The following is a 19,928-nucleotide window of genomic DNA, read 5'->3' as shown; positions in this document are numbered from 1 at the left end:
TTCCGGCCAATTCAGCTTGGAGCGTGCCGTCCAGGTTCAAAGGCGAATTCAAGCCGAGGATGGTAAGCCTAGGTATCGGCTGGTGTGCATTGGTAGGGCCGAAAATGGATTCCCGCGTTCGCGAGAATGACGATGTCCCAGTCACTCGTGATCCGCGCATACCCAGCCGTGATCCGCGCATACTTAACCGTGATCTGCGCACACTCTACCGTGATCCGCGCATACTCAACCGTCATTCGCGCATTCCCCAGCCGTCATCCTCGCGAATGCGGGGATCTAATCGGAGTTTCAGGAATACCGCCAAGCTCTCCCCACACGTCATCCTCACGAATGCGGGGATCTGATCGGAGTTTCAGGAATACCGCCAAGCTCTCCCCACACGTCATCCTCGCGAACGCGGGGATCCATTTGGAGCTTCAGGGCACTTCGCGGCTTGAACAAACACCGAACATAAAAAAACCGGAGCATTGGCTCCGGTTTTTTGTACTGCTTCTGCTTCTTACGCCGGGAAGAGTTCGCCCAGCTTCAGAGCCAGCATCATGTCGCCTTCGGCGCGCAGCTTGCCAGCCATGAAGGCCTGCATGCCGTCGGTCTCGCCGGTCATTACACCGTTCAGGGTGTCGCTATCCATGATCAGGGTAACGTTGGGAGCAGCGGCGTCGCCATGGGCGATGGCGCAGGTGCCGTCCTTGATGGTGACGTTGAAGTTGCTGTCGTCTTCGATGTTGAACTGGAAAACCAGGTCCAGACCGGCAGCGGCGGACGGGTTGAACTTCTCTTCCATCTTCTGGGTAATTTCTGCAACGTTGCTCATGTCTAAGTCCTTGTTTTCGATGCTTGAGGGGCAACAGGCTGAAGCCAGTTGCCGTTGGTTATCTGTAAGTGACCCAGTCTGGCTGCTGGTGGACATCAAGGTGCGCCTGACTGTTGAACGAGGCCAGGCTGATCTTGCTTCTACCATATTGTAGACGGCTTACAGAGGTATTCACTATTTGCCAGTTCAGCTCGAAGGCGCTGGTGGCCGGCATTTCCGTGATCAGTTGCAAGGCAGCGGTGATGGTGCCGCCCGAAGTAAAGATTGCGATGTTCTCGCCGCGCCCCGCCTGTTCCATAACGCGGGCCAGGCCTTCCTTCACGCGAGCGACAAAAGCGGACCAGGGCTCACAGCCGGGAACGTCGTTTTTCTCGGTAATCCACATGGTGATTACCTGGCTGAAGACCTTCTGGAACTCCTTGCGGTACTCGCCGGCGTTCTCGACAAAATGCCTTGCCTTTGGCTCGCTCTGTTCAAGGTGGGGCAGGTAGGCGCGCATGACTTCGTCTGCGGCGTATTCGTTGAACGCCGGCTCGATCAGGATCTCAGTACCCGAGCCTGGCATCTCGGCGAGGGCGTGGCTGCCGGTATCGATTTGGCGCTGCATTTCACCCGCGTAGGAGCGGTCGAATTTGAGACCATTGGAATGCGCGAACTGGCCAAGCAGTTTTGATTGCTTGATGCCCAGCTCGGACAGTACGTCGTAGTTTGCAGCGCCCAGCGAAGCCTGGCCGTGCCTTATCAGATAAATGCTGCCCACGTTGTCACCTGTCTTGAAAACAAGATATGAGGGTATGGGGCGGCGTGGAAGGTGTCAACAGTAAACCATACGCTTGTTTGAATCATCTTGCGGTGCCCCGCGCCTCAGTCCGGGTTCATCCTGTATGCTTGTTCTCTGACATTTACACCCTCGATTTAGAACTTTCTGGAGTGCGCTTGTGGAATGGATAGCTGAGTACACGATGTTTCTCGCCAAGTCGTTTACCTTTGTTGTGGTGGTCTTTCTGATCGTCTCGCTGATCGCCTTGCTCAAGACTCGCAACAAGCATGAGGAGGGCACGCTCACTGTGGTGCGCCTGAACGAGCAGCTGCAGCGCATGACCGAGAAGCTGGAGCAGACAATACTCAACAAATCGGCGCTGAAAGCGCTGGTCAAGTCACGCAAGGCCAAGGCGAAGGCGCGGGAAAAGTCGACCGAACGTGGCAGGCGCGTGTTCGTGCTCAACTTTGATGGCGACATCAAGGCCAGCGCGCTGGAAAACCTGCGCCACGAAGTCACCGCGGTGCTGGAACTGGCCACCGACAAGGACGAGATTGTGGTCAAGGTCGAAAGCGGCGGCGGCATGGTGCATGCCTACGGGCTGGCGGCGTCGCAACTGGTGCGTATCCGCGAGGCAGGCGTACCGCTTACCGTCTGTGTCGACAAGGTCGCGGCCAGCGGCGGCTACATGATGGCCTGTATCGGTACCAGGGTGCTGGCGGCGCCCTTTGCGATTTTGGGCTCGATCGGAGTGGTCGCGCAGATGCCGAACTTCAATCGTGTACTGAAAAAGCACGATGTTGACTACGAGATGCTCACCGCCGGCGAGTACAAGCGCACGCTGACCCTGTTTGGCGAGAATACCGAGAAGGGCCGCGAGAAGTTCCAGGAGGACCTGGAAAACATCCATCGCCTGTTCAAATCCTTTGTCGGCAAGTATCGGCCGCAGCTGGATGTGTCCGAGGTAGCCACCGGGGAAATCTGGTTTGGCACCGAGGCGCTGGAGAAGGCACTGGCAGATGAAATTACCACCAGTGACCAGTACATTAGTCGCATGATCCACGAAGCGGACGTCTTCGAGGTGCATTATGTGCAGCGTAAACGCCTGCAGGACAAACTGTCGGTGGGCATGTCGGCAACCGTCGACCGCTTGCTGCTGACCTGGGCGTCGCGCTTTCACAATCAGCGTTTCTGGTAGGAGAAAAACATGTCTGAATTCAAAGCTCTCGTTGTCACCGAAGAAGACGGCAAGTACGTACCCCGTGTCGCATTGCGGCACGTAGACGACCTGCCCCCTGGCGAGGTACTGATTCGCGTAAGGTATTCCTCGCTCAACTTCAAGGATGCGCTTTCCGCCTCGGGTAACAAGGGCGTAACCAAGCAGTATCCGCATACGCCTGGCATCGACGCCGCAGGTGTGGTTGAAGCTTCCTCGGTGCCTGAGCTGAGCGTTGGCGACGAAGTGATAGTGACCGGCTACGACCTGGGCATGAACACCGCCGGCGGCTACGGCCAGTACATCCGCGTACCCGCTGCCTGGGTCCTCAAGCGCCCCGAAGGTTTGTCACTACGTGACAGCATGCTGCTGGGCACCGCAGGCCTCACTGCCGCCCTGTGCATCGACAAGCTCGAGCAGGCAGGCCTTTCGCCCGACCAGGGTCAGGTACTGGTCACCGGCGCCACAGGCGGTGTGGGCAGCATTGCAGTGGCGATGCTCTCGGTGCTCGGCTACGAAGTCGCCGCATCTACCGGCAAGGCACTAGAGGCAGACTTCCTGCTCAAGCTCGGCGCCAAGCAGATCGTAGACCGCACCACCCTCGAAGCCGGCAAGGAAAAGCCCATGCTGAAAGAGCAGTGGGCTGGTGCAGTGGATACCGTCGGTGGCGACATCCTGTTCAACGTGGTCAAGTCCCTGCGTTATGGCGCCAGCGTCGTCACCTGTGGCCTGACTGCCGGCACCCAGTTCCAGGGCAGCGTACTGCCGTTCATTCTGCGTAACGTCAACCTTCTGGGCGTCGACTCCGTCGAGCAACCGCTGGTAGTCAAGGCCTCGATGTGGGACAGGCTTTCACTGCAGTGGAAGACCGATCTGACCGCACTGGAGCACGAAGTCGGGCTGGACGACCTGCCCGCCGAGATCGAGCGTATTCTCGGTGGCAAGATGGTCGGGCGCGTGGTGGTCAAGCTGGATTAAGGTGTGATCTTGCCAGCGGATCGCGAGCAGCAATGCCGCGTGTACACTGGTCGCGCAAAAGCCAAATCGGAATATTCAGATGCTCATATACGTTCTCGTCGCGTGCGATCGCCTTGACGAAAAGCAGGAAAAGAAGCTGAAGCAGAACCTGCCAGAGCTGCAAGCGGCACTACAAGCTTACGTGGATGCCAACGAAGCCAATGACGTCACTCTGATCAATGAGTGCGCAAGCGACGATGTTGAAGACTGGCAACTGGGCATTACCCAGCCGGTAAAGAAGAACATTCATCTCAACTTTCCGGTGAATCTGTTCAACAGCCTTGCCAGGAAATATGACATCGATTGCGAGGTCGGTTATATCGAGGAGGACACGCGCGAGCCGGTCAGTTATTTCGGCAAACAGGAGGGCCCCGGCGAGGCATTTTTGATCGCCGAGTATCTGGGCTTGTGACAGGGGGTCGCACCTCATCTTAACGGTGCCTTGATTACGTAACTTGATACCGACGGGAGAACGAGACTCTACATTCTGGAAATCTTCCCGCATGCATTGCACTTGATCCCGTCCCTGACCGGGAATAGCGGGAAGTTGATTCCCAGAAACATCAGAAAGGCCCAGCGACGGCCGATCTGGTGGTATTCCGTATCCTCACTGCCGCAATGCGGACAGGCCTGTTCATCGGCTCCTACCAGCTCGACCAGATCCTCCTCCCGATCCTCGGCCAGCAGCCTGACTGCCGTTTCGGCATAGGGTTCGGGCACCTGCAGCCTCACGCCACCCATCGCATTGGAGTAAAGCCACTGCATATTGATCGTATGCTCATCGGCGATAAACGCGGGTATGCCTTCTGCATCCAGACGGGATTTGGCAATGTGGGCCTCATAGGGGAGGCTGTAGCGGGAAATAGTGATCAGCATAAGGGGGTGTCGGCAGCAAGCAGCTGCGTCCTGTTAAGTGGCTCGTGGCATACAGTGAACATCGGCTATCAGCAGATGTTCGAAATCCTTCAGTGCTGCGGCGGCTGTCGCTGACGGGCCGGTGACGCCCATCACGGTGATTTCACCCATCACATCTGTCGCCACGCGAACAGCCTTCATTGTGGCGTCGACCCGGGCGAAGGGGTGATCGAACGGATAGGTCTTGAGCTCAACGCTGGCACGCACATTACCAGTCTCGTTCTGGATGCGCCCGACCAGCTTCGGCACCTTGCCCTCGGCTTTCCAGCGTTGAATATCTGCAGGGGTGATCTGGTCGATGCCGTCACGGGGAATATCCTGCAGTTTCAGGCAAGCGCCAAAGGCGGCGTTGGCCAGGATATTGACCTTGCAGGCGGTATCCCAACCTTCCACATCGAATCGCGGGTCAGGTTCGGCATAGCCTAGGTGCTGAGCCTCGATCACGGCATCAGCAAAGCCCATGCCGCTCATCATGCTGTCGAGAACAAAGTTGGTTGTCCCGGTGAGGATGCCTTCCACTTCCAGGATCTGACACCCGGCCAGGTTGTATTGCAGCAGATCGATGGTGGGGAGGGCTGCGGATGTGGCGCCACTGATTTTCAGCTGTACAGCATTGGCTCGAGCCAGTTCAGCCAGCCCTGCATAGTCGAAAACTAACGCCCCTTTCGAGATGCATATGGCGTGTGTGCCTTGCGACAAGGCCTCTTTGATATAGGTGTATCCCGGGCCGCCAGTCTCGAAATCGGTCGGCCCGGCTTCGATCAGAACGTCAGCCTGCGCACGCTGTACAAAACCGGGACCGGTTTCACCGGGTCGCAAAGTCAGCCCTGCATCGCTGCTCCAATCCAGCCCATTGTGATCAATCAATCCCGCGCGCGAGCCGCAGACCCCGACGATGCGTACATCGGCATCGTAAAGCTCCCGATAGCGCTGCCGGCGCTCCTGGATGATCTGAGCAACGCCTTTACCAATGGCGCCAAAACCGGTGATCGCAATGTTCCATCTCGTCATGCAGGTATCTCGAACAGAGGTGTCAATCGGATGCCGGCATGGCAAACCCTGATTTTATTCAGCATTCTGTGATGCTGACCGCGAGCCCACCGAGAGACGTTTCCTTGTACTTGTAGGACATCTCCAGCCCTGTTTTGCGCATCGCCTCGATGCAATTATCCAGCGGCATAAAGTGCTTTCCATCACCGCGCAGCGCCAGCGAAGCCGCCGCATAGGCCTTGATGGCGCCAAAGCCGTTGCGTTCTATACAGGGCACCTGGACCAACCCCTTTACCGGATCGCAGGTCATGCCCAGGTGATGCTCCAGCGCTATCTCTGCGGCGTTCTCTACCTGCTGGGCGGTGCCGCCTCGTACCTCACACAAACCGGCGGCAGCCATGGCGGCGGCTGAGCCGACTTCGCCCTGGCAGCCAACTTCGGCACCCGAGATCGAGCTGCGTTGTTTGATCAGGCCACCAATGGCACTGGCCGTCAGCAGAAAATTCCTGACCTGCTCCTGCGTACCCTGCTCGTGGTTCACAAAGTAATACAGCACCGCCGGTATCACGCCGGCCGCCCCGTTGGTAGGCGCCGTCACAACCATATTGCCGGCAGCGTTTTCCTCGTTAACGGCCATGGCATAAGCACAGAGCCAGTCATTGATATTCGCCGTCTCTGGCTTGTTTTTTATACTCTGGTAGAGGCCCTTGGCTCGACGAGGGATGTCCAGCCCACCCGGCAGCAGGCCGTCTGTCGCCAAGCCACTCTCGATGCAGGTCCGCATGGCGCGCCAGATGTTATCCAGCCCCGCAATGAGCTCGCTCTCGTCCAGATGCTCGAGCTCGTTGGCCCGCTTCATGTGAGCAATGGAGAGCTGATGCATGTCAGCGAGCGCCAGTAAGGCATTTGCCGAATCGAAGGGATAGGTTGAAGAGTCGGCTGCTGCAAATTTCAGGGGGGCCTGCAGCTGGTCAATTTCAGCCAGGGTGTTGATGAAGCCGCCGCCGATGGAAAAATAGGTTCCCGAGAACAGTAACGTGTCTTCACCGCTCCTCAGCTCAAAAACCATGCCGTTGGGGTGCTGCGGTAGAGGCTTTCCCATATCAAAAACGATGTCGCGAGCGGGATTGAACATAAGCGTGCGCTTGTGATCCAGCTCGATGCGGTCGCTTCGCCAGAGCTGAGCTACCAGATCCTGTACATCAGTATCTACAAGACCGGCAGGAAGGTAACCGTGCAATCCCAGGGCAACAGCCCGGTCGGTCCAGTGGCCTTTGCCGGTATAGGCCAGAGACCCTTTGAGCGTGCAGTGGATCGTGGCACCCTGCAGTGTTTCACCATCGAATGCCTGCTCGTTTATCCGCCCGATAAAATCATGGGCGGCAACCATGGGCCCGACCGTATGGGAACTCGACGGCCCGACACCGATTTTGAACAGATCCAGCACACTGATGAACATGGTGGCCCTGCATTCGTGGGGTATCAGGAGAGCTTAGCACGCCCTTGAATATCGGGTTTTGCAGCGGGGTTTAATAAATCTGTCGTCTTTATTCCAATGTCTTCAAGTGAACGGTTTTATTATAGTTCTGGAGCAGTTTCACCGGGTCTGAATTGAAGTTGAAGGCCCAGCAAAAACCTGCGAAGGACCTGATCTTTGCATTCGCGATAATTCTTGTTGGCAGGCTTGCGGAAAAAAGCACTTAACTCATGCTTGCTTAAACGGAAATCGGCTAACTCCAATATCTCTAGAACGCCTTCAGCTTGCAAATTGAGAGCGATCCGTAATTTTTGCATTACCATATTATTGTTGAGGCGCTCTTCAGGCGGCGGTTGCGCGCCATCACGCTTGCCTCGCTTGAGGTTAATAAAGCCATTTAAAAAAGCGACCATTTCACGGTCACTCATCTCGAGAAAGCCGTCGTCTTCCTCTCTTTTTAACCAGGCCGCTACCTGCTCTTCGGTCACGTCAATATCGCCCAGCGCGAGTATGTCGATCACAGCGCTGTCTTTTAAATCAAAGGTATAACGTAAGCGCCGTAAAATATCATTGTTGGTCAAAATGCAATTCCTGTTTTTAACTATAAAAGGCTTCGACCTTGCCTTTCAGCGTGATCAGTATTGGCTGGCCGCGGCGATCCAATGCCTTGGGGGAAGGGGTTTTGATCCAACCTTCGCTGATGCAATACTCCTCGACGTTGGTGCGCTCTTTGCCGTTCAGCATAATGCCAATATCATGTTCGAAAATCTCTTCAACATAATGGGGGCTGCGGGGATTGGTCGACAGCCTGTCCGGTAAAGGAGGTAGCGATTTGGTATCGTTCATGCGGTAGTCCTGAGCTGGAATAAAGGCAGTATCTTAGAGAGTAAAGAACTGGCGCTCAAGAACCGCCGCAAGTTTCAGCGCAGCCAGAATGACGTGGAGTAGGCGGGGGGCATAAGACAAGACCTGATCCGGATTTTGCGAGAAGCATAGGACAGCTACAAAAAAGCGCCTTAAACAAGAACCTCCGCCACCGGGCGTCGCAACGAGTGGAGCGTTTCGGGGCCACGGCCAATGCGAACTATGAGATCAGGGCGTCTATCGCCCAATCCCAGCTCGCGGGCAAAATCAGCGCGCAGAGCGGCTACCTCGACGGGTTGATTGATGAAGGCTGTGCGCAAGCCCAGCGCCGTCGCCTGAAGGGCAAGACGTTGGTAACACCGCCCGGCCTCAATCCAGTGCTGCTTGTCATCCACCTCGGACGATATTATCGCTACAGCGGCTGAGCTCTGGATGTGGCAAATGTCTTTCTGATTCTGGCGTTCGGCGGAGAACGTAAACCGCATGAATAGAAGACCGAGCCATCGTGGCACAGAAGGATTTCCCATTACGGGCCCGTAAAGGCCATCGTTGGAATGCACTGCTTCTCTGGCACTGAAACGAATCCACGATCTCAATTCCGCCCTCCAGGCCTTGTCAGCAAACTGTGCGCTATTGCCTTGCGCGACGTAATCGCTAATGCGCTCTTTCTGATGCTTGTCTGTGATGAACATGGTGGAGACGCCCTGGCCACGCGCGGCATCCTTCAATAGGCTGAGTTGATCGGTATCAAGCGAAGATCCGTCAAATTCGACGCGACTGCATCGCCGGTCCGCAATGGCGTCAAACAAAGAGGATCGAACCACAGGCGTTGGCTCAAAGTCGATTTGTACAGCTGGCACCGAAGCGTTATAGCAGTAGTGACCCGTCAACCCGAAGGCTGGCGCGGCCACGATAATGTTTTCAGCGGCACAACCCAGACTTGCATATAAATGGTGATCGTCTGGATCCACGGCGGGGCAGCGCCGCGACAAGTCCGGCAGAATAGTGATCCGGTCCTGATCGAGCTTGAATCTCCAGGGTTGGGTATTGTGGCTGGAGGCGGCCAGGGTCGCACAATGCGCCAGCGCTCGGTAATTATCAGCCGAGTCATCCGGACCGGGGCACCGCCAAATCTCATCTATGCGCTTAGAGTAGGTCATTACGGCTCCTGGTAAGCTGGACTCAAATGCCTCGTCGCTCGTCGACCATCAGGTGAGCGCATCATTAATAATAGGCGGTATTCCACCGTCTACTGAGCGGGATACGATCGTGGTCAGCTCAATCTGTTTCCTTCTCGAAGAAATGCTGATTTGAGGCCGCCTCATCGCCGGGCATATCTGCCAGCAACTCGAAATAGTCCTGGCGCAGCGGGTCGAGCATGACCTGACCCCGGTCACGGCGGGCCTCTATGCTAGGATAGCGCTAACTTCGGGGCTGAGTGGGGATCGAAAACAGGCTGATCACATGATATCGATCAGGCCTGAATCTTCCGGTCAATTCAGCTTTGCAGTGCGCGCAGAGCTACTCGGTGTAGTTCCGGATTTCGCGGCTTATCGGTCTCATGTCAGGGGAGGGGGCGTGTACTCACTCAAGCGCAAGGGCGACTACCGGCTGCAGTTGACCCGTACCCTGAAAAAGTCAGGTCGGCATAAGGTCGAGGTGTACCTGTTCACGCCGCACGACAGCACTCTGACGCCGTGGAGCCTGAGTGAGCAGCAGTTTTTCTTCACTTCCCTCGAGCATCGCTTCGGTCTGCTGGGCCTGCTGGGCCTGCCGGACAAGGATCGCGCTGGCAAGGCGGACCGCTCCTTCGTGCTCCTTTCTCCCTACTACGAAATTACCTACGGCTCCTGGCTGTTCCAGTACCGTGCTTCGATTGATCGCCTGCGCCAGCAAATCCAGGTCGCCGAGAATTTCGACGAACCGCTCAAACGGTCTCTCCGTTTGAGTCAACACTTTGCCCTGCGGCTGCGCAAAACCAGTCCGAAGCAGAGCAACCAGCAGCGTTATTTCCGGCAGATGGATGTCTACTTTTCCTGGTACGCAGAGCAGTTTCTGTTGGAATGCATGTCCCATGAAGGCTTCGCCAAGCTGGATGAGGAGCTGAAAGATGCCGTAGCGGAGTTTTTGCGCAACGAGCATAAGTACCGCAAGGAACGTGACTACCTCAGCGACTTCCGCGGTGCGCCGAACCGAGTCTGGAACCGCATGAGTCTGTATCACAGATTGCTTGAATATCCGGTACTCCTGCGCTCCAAGGTCACCGAGCTGGGTGCTGGCACTCGCAAGCTGGTCAAGGCAGCGTCGACCATGTTGATCATGTCGCTGTTTACCTACTTTCTGTTCAATGCGCGGGACGCCAGCGAACAACTTTCCCTGGCGCTCTTGCTCGGCATCGCGTTCGTATATGCCGTTCGCGACCTGCTGCGTGAAGATATGATCTCGGGAATTACGCGGTGGTTGCGCAAGGGAAAACCGCGCTGGAAGATCCGCCTGTTCATGCCCTACACCAAGAAATTGCTGGCTCAGCAGAAGGTCTGGCTCGACTACCGACGGCTCCCCGAGTTGCCACGTCAGGTACTCGATTATTCCGGCGACTGGGCAACCAACGAGGAGCGGCAGATCATTTGTTACCGTTCCGAGCTGAGCCTGGACAAGGACGCGCTCAAGCAGGAGGAAATCCAGGAACGGTTGAGCCTGAACTGCGAGCAACTGTGCGAGATGATTCAGGCAAGCAAGCACCGTTTGTTTGTCAGCGCTGACGAAAACGATCCCGCGGCGAACATAGAGGCACACCCCATCGAAAAACAGCAGGACTACGATCTGCTAGTGGTGCACACCGAGGTTGGCAAAGCATTCTCTACTGCGCAGCGCTGGCGTTTGCGGCTGGGAGCGAGCGGAATAGTGAAGTGCGAAAGCAAGAAAACCAACTGGCCGACGCCCGAGGAGCAGTTTGCTGCACCCTGGTACCGGCGTGTAGTCAGCGTGTTTGATAAAAAAGAGTCAAAGTAATCCGCGGCTGACGAACTTCATCGCTGGATATGTTCGTCCCCCAGGGAGCGACTGTCATGCATGAGACAGACATGCCCTCGTGCAGGTAGTACTTTGCCCCTTTGCGCGCCGCTCGCGGCCCGCTGTCAACGGAGAACAGTCATGTCATATGCATCCCGGGTCGTGTGGATTACTGGTGCCTCTTCAGGCATTGGCGAGGCCTTGGCCAAGGCCCTGTTAGAACAGGGCGCGGAGGTGATTCTTTCCGGTCGCCGCGCCGAGGCTTTGCAGGCCGTGGCCGATCTGGCGCCCGAGCGGACGTTGGTGTTGCCCTTTGAAACCACCGATTATGCGCGCCTGCCGGAACTGGTGGAGCAGGCTTGGAGCTGGCGTGGACGCGTTGATCTGCTGATCAATAATGCCGGGATCAGCCAGCGCAGCCTGGCGCTGGATACCTCTTTTTCAGTCTACCGCCAGTTGATCGAAGTCGATTACCTGGCACCGCTGGCGCTGACTCAGGAACTGTTGCCACGCATGGTCGAACAGGGCAGCGGACAGGTGGCGGTGGTGAGTTCGGTAGCAGGCAAGGTCGGTACCGCGCTGAGAACCGGATACTGCGGGGCCAAGCACGCGGTGGTCGGCTATTTCGAAGCGCTGCGGGCGGAAGTGGAAGAGGCCTACGGCATTGGCGTCAGTATCATTCTGCCCGGCTCGGTGCGTACTGACATCGCCAGGAACGCGCTGGAAGGTGCTGGCACGGCGCGCGGCCGTTCGGATACCAACATCGACAATGGCATTGATCCGGAGGATGCTGCAAAGACCATTCTCGATGGCCTGGCAGCTCGTGAGCATGACATCGTGGTGGCCGAGGGTATGGAACAGGGCGCGTTGCAGCTGCGCACCGCTGATCCGGAAAAGCTCTTCATGATCACCTCAAAGGAAGGCGCGCGCCTGGCCAAGGTGCGGGCTGAACTGGGGGCCGGTGCCTCGGTGGATCCCGATGCGGTGAACAGGCACTGATAGGCTCCAATTCGACTTGCGCGGGAATAGTGCAAGCTGCAGCCACTCCTGCATCTCGTTTCGTCCCAATCCCTGGTGCGCGTCGAGTTCGATGGAGAGAGCGCCCAGGAGGCAGAGCAGTTTGAGCTGCAGCAACGTGTGCGCGAGGTGGAGCAAGGTCTGCCAGTGCTCTCAGCGGCAGTTGCCAGCCTTGCGAAAACCCTGGGCAATGGCTTCCTGTTCAGAGCCGAATTCGACCCGGTTGTTCTCACCAATCTGCGTGTACCCTGCACAGCCGGTTGACAGGTGATACAGCTGACTACGACGGTTACCGCGCACCCCGACATTTGTTTCCGGTGCTTCTGAAGTGATTTTGGCTGCCTCGCTTTTGAGCCCGGCCGCCTGATTGCGGTGGTGCAGGGTCCAGTAACGCGTGCCGCTGACAAAGGGATTGTCGTGGCCCATCAGGCGGCTGATACGTTGGTTGCGCAACTGTTCCCATTCGCTGACCGGCAACTGCTTGTCCCAGGTCATCAACAGTCGTTGCTGCTGCTCCGACAGCCGCAGGTCGTAATGATCGTGCATATAAAAGTAGGTGCGGGCGATTTGCCCCTTGGCCGCGTCACGCGGCTCGGCAACACGCGCCTTGAAGTCCACCTTGAAGTCGCAGCGCCCATGCTGTCGCTGCGCCGAGGGCAGCACGCCAAAGCGGTAGTTGCTGCGGTCTGCGTTGACCTCGCCGACGGTCGGGGTGAGGTTGTGCAAGTCAGCTTCCATGCGATTGAACAGCGGGTCGGTGCGCTTGCAGTTGCTGCGCCCGCCTTGCTGCCAGCACTGGCGCTGTTGCCCGAACAGCGAAGCTGGGACGATATGTTCCCACTCGATGCGCCGGGCGCGGTTGGGCTGAGCGCGTATCTGGTAACCGCAGGCCTGCAGGTCAGGGCGACCGCCGGAGCGTCCGGTCCACTCCCAGTTGCAGCCACAGTAGAGGCTGCCGAGGGCGCTGCGATCATGGTAGACCTGCTCGCGGGCCTGGGTCTTGGCGGCCTCGAAGGAAACTGGAGCGGCAAACAGCGCACTACTGAGTAACCACAGCGCCAGCAGGGAGGCGCCAAGCCCGTAACGGCTAAATCGATACATTGAACGGCTTATAGCAATGTACAACCGGGGGCCCGGCTACTTCTGGGCGGGAGTATACTTGATCTCTTTGACACTGCGGGCGCTGTTCTGGCCTCTGTTCAGGTGCCAATTATTCCCAACGAATAGGAGATTCACCCCTTGGCCTCCAGCCTGCTTGCGCTGATCGATGATATTGCCACCATCCTCGATGACGTCTCTATCATGACCAAAATCGCCGCCAAGAAAACCGCCGGTGTGCTAGGTGATGACCTTGCCCTTAACGCGCAGCAAGTGACGGGTGTAAAACCGCTCCGGGAATTGCCGGTAGTGATGGCCGTGTTCAAGGGCTCCTTGCGCAACAAGTTAATCCTGGTTCCCGCTGCGTTATTGATCAGTGCGTTCATTCCCTGGGCGGTGACGCCATTACTGATGCTGGGCGGCGCGTTCCTCTGCTACGAAGGCTTCGAGAAACTGACGCACCGGTTTCTGCATGACGATACGCCAAAGCACGCCGAAACGATCAGGGCGCTGGCTGATCCGAACGTGGATATGGTGGCTTTCGAGAAGAAAAAGATCAGTGGGGCGGTAAGAACTGACTTCATTCTGTCTGCAGAAATCATTGCGATCACTCTCGGCACAGTGGCCGGTGCGCCATTCCTGCAGCAGGTCCTGGTGCTGTCAGGCATTGCATTGATCATGACCATTGGCGTCTACGGACTGGTTGCCGGCATCGTCAAGCTGGATGATCTCGGCCTCTTGTTGAGCCAGAAGACCGGCGCCTGGGTAGCGAGTATCGGCAACGCGATACTCTTTATCGCGCCCTGGTTGATGAAAACCCTGTCAGTCGTCGGCACGGCAGCGATGTTCATGGTCGGTGGCGGCATTCTTACTCACGGCTTCGGTGCTGTGCATCATGCGATTCTAACCAGTGCCGAGTTTACCCTGGCGCTGCCCTATATTGGCTCGGTGTTGGGCGGATTGGTGCCAACGCTCCTCGATGCGCTGTTCGGCATACTGGCGGGTGCGGCGATCCTCGGCGTTGTGACGTTGGCAGGCCGGCTTTATGGAAAACAGGGGCATGGCAAGCCGGGAATGTAAAAGTCTGTCCATTCGTGTCGCCTTATCCCCTTGTTCGCTAAAGCGACTAGACTGCTGGTAGAGATCGACCAGTAAGTCTGGACCTGATTTTTTGTCAGCTTAAAGGAGATGGTGTGATAGGCGATCGCAGCGTAAGCGTATTTTTCGATCAAGGAATGCTCGGACACAACCCCGAGGTAGATCTGCCCTTTGTGCCCAGCCGGGTAGAAAAGCGGGTCAGAACAATCCTCCAGGGGCTGAATTTCAAGTGGAGCTATCCGGAGCACCCGGGACGGCTGAAGGCGATCACTGAGTATCTGGAGCAAAATCCGATACCCGGGGTCAGCTTCAAGTCAGGCGTGAGTGCCAGCTACGAGCAGCTGGCGCGCGTGCACACGACGTCCTACCTGGACCACCTGTTCTCCCTGTCCGGTCAGCGAGCCTGGCTGGATGAAGACACTACCGCCGTATCGCCAGACAGTATCAAGGCGGCCTCCCTGGCGGCCGGAAACGCCATCGCGGCGGTGGAAAGCGTCGTCAATGGCGACTCGCAAAGCGCCTTCGCCCTTGTGCGGCCGCCTGGGCACCATGCCGAGCCGGTGCGAGCGCAGGGCTTTTGTCTGCTCAACAACGTTGCTGTTGCCGCCGCACACGCGCAGGCCAAGCTGGGCTGCGAGCGGATTCTGATAATCGATTGGGACGCACATCATGGTAACGGCACCCAGGAGATTTTCTGGGCAGACCCCGACGTTCTGTTCTTCGATACCCATTGTGCTGCACCGTTTTACCCCGGTTCCGGTCACATAACCGATGTGGGGGCCGGACTGGGTAAAGGCTACACAATCAATGTACCGCTTCCAGAAACCGCCGGAGATATTGCCTTCGAGAAAATCTACCGGGAAATCCTGGTGCCGGCTGCGGACTACTTCAAACCCGACCTGATACTGGTTTCTGCAGGGTTTGATCCCCACCGCAACGACATGGCCTTGAACCTGACCTACGATGGGTTCAGGGTCATCACCAGAATCATTCAGGAAATCGCCGACAAGCACTGCGATGGAAGGTTGGCCCTGGTGCTGGAGGGTGGTTACAACCTGAAGTCATTGTCCCTGGGCGTTCACGCCGTTCTTGAAGTACTTGCCGGGGCTGAGGTTCCGGAACTGGTGGAACCCGGTATGAAGGAGGCGGAAGAGGCTATCGAATTTCACCGGTCTGCGTTCAGCGACGAGGACGAAGAATAGGGCATCAACCTGCAAGCGACTGCCAGGGTTTCGCACTAGCAAAAGGCAAGACCTGACCGCGGATCACGATTATTTTTTCGTGCTGTCAGGTTAGGTAGTGAAAGCCGCTGTAGTGCCTGCGTTAATAAGCTTTCCACCAGCCAAGCGCACTGTATTGCGTCCTGCCGCTTTGCATTCATACAGCGCAGCATCTGCCTGAGCGATCAGGCTGTTGCCATCGTCTATTGCGCCTGGCAAACCGACCCAGACGCCAGCGCTGAAGCTCTGGGGAATGCTTTGCTCGCCAAACTGCGTGTGATTGTCTGAAATGGCCTGGCGCAGATCTTCTACCGCTGTCATGGCGCCCTCCACTGTGGTGCCGGGCATTATCAGAAGGAATTCTTCTCCGCCGTAGCGACCCAGACGATCGGTCTGCCGCAGTCTTTTTTTCATCTGTTCAACGCAGTGCCGCAACACCTCATCGCCAGCCAGGTGTCCATGCTGGTCGTTGATGTCCTTGAAGTGATCCAGGTCGATGATAACGATGGCCAGACTGGTTTCAGTCCGCCGCGCCCGCTCAATTTCACGCTCAAGCTCTTCCAGAATGGCTCGTCGGTTGGGTATGCCGGTGAGGGCATCGCGCAGCGCAAGAAACTTGAGAGCCGCCTCACTGCGCTCCTTGGACATCAGCACCAATCCTAGCGACAGCATCATCACTGTTACCGTGCCGATGCTTATAGATATGGATTGCCTGAGGTTACTGACGTCATAGCGCATCTCCACAGTGCTGCCTCCGACAATGGAAACCACCCGGATAAGGATGCCTATCAAACTGATGCTCGCGCCGACAATCAGCAGAATATGAGCGCGTCCGCCCGGCTGGGCGAAGTGCGCTGCCCAGCGGATGAGGAACGCGCACTGGAGCATGAGGATCCCGGAGGCCACCAGTGTGCGCGGCTCCAATGTATTGAGCAGTAGAGTAAGCAGGACTATCTGGCACAGTGGCAGGCTGAACAGCCAGAGCCAGGGTACGCGGTGATCGGCAATACGGAAAATACTCGCGGTGTAGAAAGCCACTGCGACCGCAAGTAGCGAGTTGGGCACGGCATAGGTAAGCCACAGGGAGGCATGGCCGAACAGGGTGAAGCAGACGTAGGCCAACGCGTGAGCAAGCAACCCGGCCCCCACCGTCAGCATGCCATCGCGCTGGTTGAATCGGCCGACTACCAGCAGACAAAAGGCCATGATCAGTGCCACCCAGGCCACAGAGGCGAAGATGGTTGGCGTGTGAGCGATCATGGGTAAAGCCCCGCGCAGACCGAGCGGCACGGATAGTGTGTAACTGGGGGAGAGCAGAGGGACACCACTTGTATTTTTTAGCCCTTTACCAGATGCATCTGACGTCGAGGTCGCAGATTACCGCAGTCCGTTGCCGTCAGCGTGTTGTCGCAATTGTTGGTTTCCTTGGCTACAAAATATAGCACTAGCCGCAGAAGGGGGCACTGTTGTTAAGGCAAAACCTGCTATTGCGTCAAGCCGGGACGTCGATTGATATTTTCAACAGTCCCGTATCGCACGGTCTGCATGTGGTTGCAGAGGCTTATGCTGGAGAATAATGGATAAAGATAGTGCTGTACCGATAGTGCAGATCAGGCGCACATTGCATCGATCGAGCATCAGCCACCCGATCCTGCCGCTTTGTGCGCAGGCCGCGGCGAGCATCAAAAGGAGCAGAACATGAATGATTTCGCAGGTAAGACTGTTGTTGTCAGCGGCGGTGCCGAGGGCATTGGTTTAAGTATTGCTCTGGCTATGGGCAAACAAGGAATGAACGTCGTGTTGGGCGATATTGATGCTCACCAGTTGAAGCTCGCAGAACAGGAACTGATGCAGGCGGGTATCGAGGTACTGACCGCGCAGATGGACGTTACCCAGATCGATCAGTGGCAAGCGCTTGCCGCACAGGCGATTGAACGCTTTGGCAAAATTCACATGCTGGTCAATAACGCGGGCGTGGGCGGCGGTACCGGCAGCATCGAGCAAATAGACAACACCGAGTGGCGTTGGGTAATGGACGTTAACCTGATGGGCGTGATCAACGGCACCCAGGTCATGATTCCCCACATCAAGCAGCACGGCGAAGGCGGCTGGCTGCTTAATGTTGCCTCTATGGCCGGTATGGGCGGCATACCCTACGGTGGAGCCTACACAGCCACCAAGGTCGCCGTTGTGGGTATGTCGGAAAGCTGGTTTGCCGAACTGCAGCCACATAACATCCAGGTATCTGTGCTGTGCCCGGCGTTTGTCAAAACGCGCATCAACCTGTCCGCGCGTAACAAGCAAAGCGCCTACAAAGGTGAGAGCATCAAGCGCGAGGCCACGCCACAGCAAGCGGCGATGGCGGCGCAAATGCAAAAAATCATTGATAACGGTTTGCCGGTCGAGATTGTTGGCGAGCGCGTAGTGGAAGCCCTTAACGCCAAGGAGCTGTACATCTTCACCCATCCCAACTACCGCCCAACCACTCAAGCCCGTGCCAAAGCCATCGATGAGGCATTTGAACGTGCCGCTGCCAGCCCGTTGCTGGCCGATGTGGCGGGGCAGGAGATTATCAGTTTCGGTTAAGCGATGAGGGGAATTCGGGGTCAGTCCGATCTGTCCCCAACTAACTACTCCCCAGGCGCCATCTCCCGGCAAACCCTTGAGACGGGATCAAAGAGGAGATCTTACTTCAGCGTCTGCCAGTACCTTCTTTTACAAAAACGGATCCGTCTGTCGGCCAGGCCTGGTTAGAGTAACGCAGGCTGCTATCGCCTGGTTGGGAAAATCTCCATCTGGCCCAAATTACTCGAAGACAGCTTTTTCCCTAGCGTAAAAGGGTTCTAAAGTGGCTTTGACCTAGGCAATCAATCCAGCTGTGAAACCTCTAGAGCGACAGTTAAATAGGATCCGGGTAGAAATAAATATTTGCTGTCCAATTGCCAGTATTGGCCGTAATCTAGACTCGTGCCTCCACCAATAACGAGAAAAACATGACAACACTTTCTGTCCGGAGCTTACGCAGCGCCATCCGATTTGCCCTCTTCGCAACTGCAGCCATCTCCGCGCCAATCATGGCTGCCACAGGCAGCTACAGCGGCGACATCAGTTCTGCTGAGTCTGGCTCTTGGGTGAGGCCTTTTGCAGCGGGCACCTGTTGCTCCGGACTTGGACCGGTTAAATTTCGAGCACAGGACCTTTGGGTAGGTTCCGACGGACTTTATTCGATCTCTTCGGTACAAAATGGCTACGATGGCTATCTATTCCTGTACCTGAACAATTTTGATCCGCTTGATCAGATTGCCAACTTTGTCGCTGGCGACGATGACGGCAACGGTGGCATCGGCACCTCGGATATCGAGAACATCAGTCTGGTTGCGGGTACCCGCTATATTATTGTGGATACAGGCTTCGCTGCGGGTGACGAGGGAACCTTCACCACGACGGTCACCGGCCCAGGTGCGATCTATTTCGTTACCTTGCCACTGACCTCTGCGGATGTTTTGCTGGGGGACCTGTCCATCAGCGCCAACAAGTCCCTTGCGCGCACCCTGGGCCAGCGTCTCGGCAGCCTGCGTGAGTCATCGCTTTATCCTCAGCATGGTTTTTTCCTGCAGACCTCCTATGACGAAAATGACGTCAATGCCAGCGATACTCAGCCAGGCTATAATTATCGCAGCAATCGTATTACCGCCGGCTTTGATCACAAGCTGACTGAAGAAATGGTAGTAGGAGCAGCATTGAGCCATGAGGAAGGTGACAGCCACCTCGATGCCTCCATCGACGAAATCAACCGTACCGCTACGAGCTTGTCACTGTTCAGCAGCTATCAGTTGACCAACCAGATCCATGTTCAGGCAATTTTGGGTTATACGCGGGCAAGCTACGAGCTCAATACTGCATCCAGCGCGGAAACTGACGCAGACGAGATGTCACTGCTGCTTGGCCTGGGCTATCACAACCAGTTGGGCGTCGTCGCACTGGACCCCTTCGCACGGGTACAGTATGTCTACAGTGACATTGATGCCTACCAGTATGACAACGCAGATGAAGTCAGCGATCAGCGCGCCAGATCATTGCGTTCCATGTTTGGTGTCGATACATCCATGCAGATTCAGACGGGTTTTGCTGTCTTTACCCCACGCGCGAGCCTGGCTTGGGAGCATGAATACAGTGATGAAGCGCGTAGTCTCAATGTTGGCGGTGCACGCCTGGAGACCAGCGATCCTGACCGCGACTACTTCAGCGTTGGCCTGGGTCTTGAGGCGGGCATTACCGAAGGCGTCTCTGCGTACGTGAATTACAACACCAGCATTGATGCAACTGACAATTTCAGCTCAGCAGTAGCTGGGGTGCAAATCAGTTTCTGATTCTCGCCCCTTGAGGCACTATTCTTGAGACGGAATAGCGCCTCAATTTGGGCTAATTGG

At 56.6% G+C, this 19,928-nt stretch carries 20 protein-coding genes; 10 read left to right on the top strand and 10 right to left on the bottom strand.

What is annotated here, in order from left to right:
• Positions 1-344, top strand: a 344-nt coding sequence (locus ABYA88_RS11335; protein WP_373187387.1) for a hypothetical protein, incomplete at its 5' end; no start/stop codon positions are given.
• Positions 345-499: 155 nt separating this feature from the next.
• Here the strand turns inward: ABYA88_RS11335 and ABYA88_RS11330 are convergent.
• On the bottom strand, positions 500-814 hold the full coding sequence (locus ABYA88_RS11330; RefSeq protein WP_373187386.1) for an SCP2 sterol-binding domain-containing protein: 315 nt from the start codon (positions 812-814) through the stop codon (positions 500-502).
• A gap of 58 nt (positions 815-872) precedes the next feature.
• The gene (locus ABYA88_RS11325; protein WP_373187385.1) at positions 873-1,574 is read right to left on the bottom strand and encodes a histidine phosphatase family protein; all 702 of its coding nucleotides are present in this window, start codon (positions 1,572-1,574) and stop codon (positions 873-875) included.
• A 178-nt stretch (positions 1,575-1,752) separates the two neighbouring features.
• On the opposite strand from ABYA88_RS11325, the gene sohB reads away from it, so the two are divergent.
• The 3 genes from sohB (at position 1,753) to ABYA88_RS11310 (ending at position 4,219) form a co-directional block, all read left to right on the top strand.
• Positions 1,753-2,772, top strand: coding sequence for a protease SohB (gene sohB / locus ABYA88_RS11320; protein ID WP_373187383.1), 1,020 nt, complete (start codon positions 1,753-1,755; stop codon positions 2,770-2,772).
• A gap of 9 nt (positions 2,773-2,781) precedes the next feature.
• Positions 2,782-3,768 carry a YhdH/YhfP family quinone oxidoreductase gene (locus ABYA88_RS11315; RefSeq protein WP_373187382.1) on the top strand — a complete coding sequence of 329 codons (987 nt, stop codon included), beginning with the start codon at positions 2,782-2,784 and terminating at the stop codon, positions 3,766-3,768.
• Positions 3,769-3,847: 79 nt separating this feature from the next.
• Positions 3,848-4,219 (top strand): hypothetical protein, encoded by a 372-nt coding sequence (locus tag ABYA88_RS11310; protein WP_373187381.1) that lies wholly within the window; start codon positions 3,848-3,850, stop codon positions 4,217-4,219.
• 68 nt (positions 4,220-4,287) lie between these two features.
• Here ABYA88_RS11310 and ABYA88_RS11305 read toward each other — a convergent pair whose 3' ends face one another.
• The 6 genes from ABYA88_RS11305 to ABYA88_RS11280 all read right to left on the bottom strand — a co-directional run bounded on the left by ABYA88_RS11305 (position 4,288) and on the right by ABYA88_RS11280 (position 9,213).
• Positions 4,288-4,683 carry a DUF2007 domain-containing protein gene (locus ABYA88_RS11305; protein WP_373187380.1) on the bottom strand — a complete coding sequence of 132 codons (396 nt, stop codon included), beginning with the start codon at positions 4,681-4,683 and terminating at the stop codon, positions 4,288-4,290.
• A gap of 33 nt (positions 4,684-4,716) precedes the next feature.
• Positions 4,717-5,733 (bottom strand): homoserine dehydrogenase, encoded by a 1,017-nt coding sequence (locus tag ABYA88_RS11300; protein WP_373187379.1) that lies wholly within the window; start codon positions 5,731-5,733, stop codon positions 4,717-4,719.
• A gap of 58 nt (positions 5,734-5,791) precedes the next feature.
• Positions 5,792-7,171 (bottom strand): L-serine ammonia-lyase, encoded by a 1,380-nt coding sequence (locus ABYA88_RS11295; protein WP_373187378.1) that lies wholly within the window; start codon positions 7,169-7,171, stop codon positions 5,792-5,794.
• Positions 7,172-7,290: 119 nt separating this feature from the next.
• The gene (locus tag ABYA88_RS11290; protein ID WP_373187377.1) at positions 7,291-7,770 is read right to left on the bottom strand and encodes a DUF1456 family protein; all 480 of its coding nucleotides are present in this window, start codon (positions 7,768-7,770) and stop codon (positions 7,291-7,293) included.
• A gap of 16 nt (positions 7,771-7,786) precedes the next feature.
• Positions 7,787-8,035 (bottom strand): DUF3297 family protein, encoded by a 249-nt coding sequence (locus ABYA88_RS11285; RefSeq protein ID WP_373187376.1) that lies wholly within the window; start codon positions 8,033-8,035, stop codon positions 7,787-7,789.
• Positions 8,036-8,205: 170 nt separating this feature from the next.
• On the bottom strand, positions 8,206-9,213 hold the full coding sequence (locus ABYA88_RS11280; RefSeq protein ID WP_373187375.1) for a nitroreductase family protein: 1,008 nt from the start codon (positions 9,211-9,213) through the stop codon (positions 8,206-8,208).
• 418 nt (positions 9,214-9,631) lie between these two features.
• On the opposite strand from ABYA88_RS11280, the gene ABYA88_RS11275 reads away from it, so the two are divergent.
• Together ABYA88_RS11275 and ABYA88_RS11270 are read left to right on the top strand one after the other, a co-directional pair.
• On the top strand, positions 9,632-11,065 hold the full coding sequence (locus ABYA88_RS11275; protein ID WP_373187374.1) for a hypothetical protein: 1,434 nt from the start codon (positions 9,632-9,634) through the stop codon (positions 11,063-11,065).
• Positions 11,066-11,206: 141 nt separating this feature from the next.
• Positions 11,207-12,064, top strand: coding sequence for an SDR family NAD(P)-dependent oxidoreductase (locus ABYA88_RS11270; protein WP_373187373.1), 858 nt, complete (start codon positions 11,207-11,209; stop codon positions 12,062-12,064).
• Positions 12,065-12,235: 171 nt separating this feature from the next.
• On the opposite strand, the gene ABYA88_RS11265 is transcribed toward ABYA88_RS11270, so the two are convergent.
• Entirely contained in the window at positions 12,236-13,183 is a 948-nt protein-coding gene (locus ABYA88_RS11265; RefSeq protein WP_373187372.1) for an endonuclease, read from the bottom strand.
• Between the two features lie 138 nt (positions 13,184-13,321).
• Here ABYA88_RS11265 and ABYA88_RS11260 point away from each other — a divergent pair, with 138 nt between their 5' ends.
• The gene (locus ABYA88_RS11260) at positions 13,322-14,260 is read left to right on the top strand and encodes a DUF808 domain-containing protein (protein ID WP_373187371.1); all 939 of its coding nucleotides are present in this window, start codon (positions 13,322-13,324) and stop codon (positions 14,258-14,260) included.
• A 113-nt stretch (positions 14,261-14,373) separates the two neighbouring features.
• Positions 14,374-15,480 (top strand): histone deacetylase, encoded by a 1,107-nt coding sequence (locus ABYA88_RS11255; RefSeq protein WP_373187370.1) that lies wholly within the window; start codon positions 14,374-14,376, stop codon positions 15,478-15,480.
• Between the two features lie 90 nt (positions 15,481-15,570).
• Here ABYA88_RS11255 and ABYA88_RS11250 read toward each other — a convergent pair whose 3' ends face one another.
• Positions 15,571-16,758 carry a GGDEF domain-containing protein gene (locus tag ABYA88_RS11250; RefSeq protein WP_373187369.1) on the bottom strand — a complete coding sequence of 396 codons (1,188 nt, stop codon included), beginning with the start codon at positions 16,756-16,758 and terminating at the stop codon, positions 15,571-15,573.
• A 438-nt stretch (positions 16,759-17,196) separates the two neighbouring features.
• Between ABYA88_RS11250 and ABYA88_RS11245 the strand changes: the two genes are divergently transcribed.
• Together ABYA88_RS11245 and ABYA88_RS11240 are read left to right on the top strand one after the other, a co-directional pair.
• Positions 17,197-18,084 (top strand): SDR family NAD(P)-dependent oxidoreductase, encoded by an 888-nt coding sequence (locus ABYA88_RS11245; RefSeq protein ID WP_373187368.1) that lies wholly within the window; start codon positions 17,197-17,199, stop codon positions 18,082-18,084.
• Between the two features lie 545 nt (positions 18,085-18,629).
• Positions 18,630-19,868, top strand: a complete 1,239-nt coding sequence (locus ABYA88_RS11240; protein ID WP_373187366.1) for an autotransporter outer membrane beta-barrel domain-containing protein — start codon at positions 18,630-18,632, stop codon at positions 19,866-19,868.
• Positions 19,869-19,928 lie beyond the last annotated feature (60 nt).

This window comes from Halopseudomonas sp. (assembly GCF_041579695.1).
GTDB lineage: Bacteria > Pseudomonadota > Gammaproteobacteria > Pseudomonadales > Pseudomonadaceae > Halopseudomonas.
This window is presented reverse-complemented; position numbering and strand designations above follow the sequence as displayed.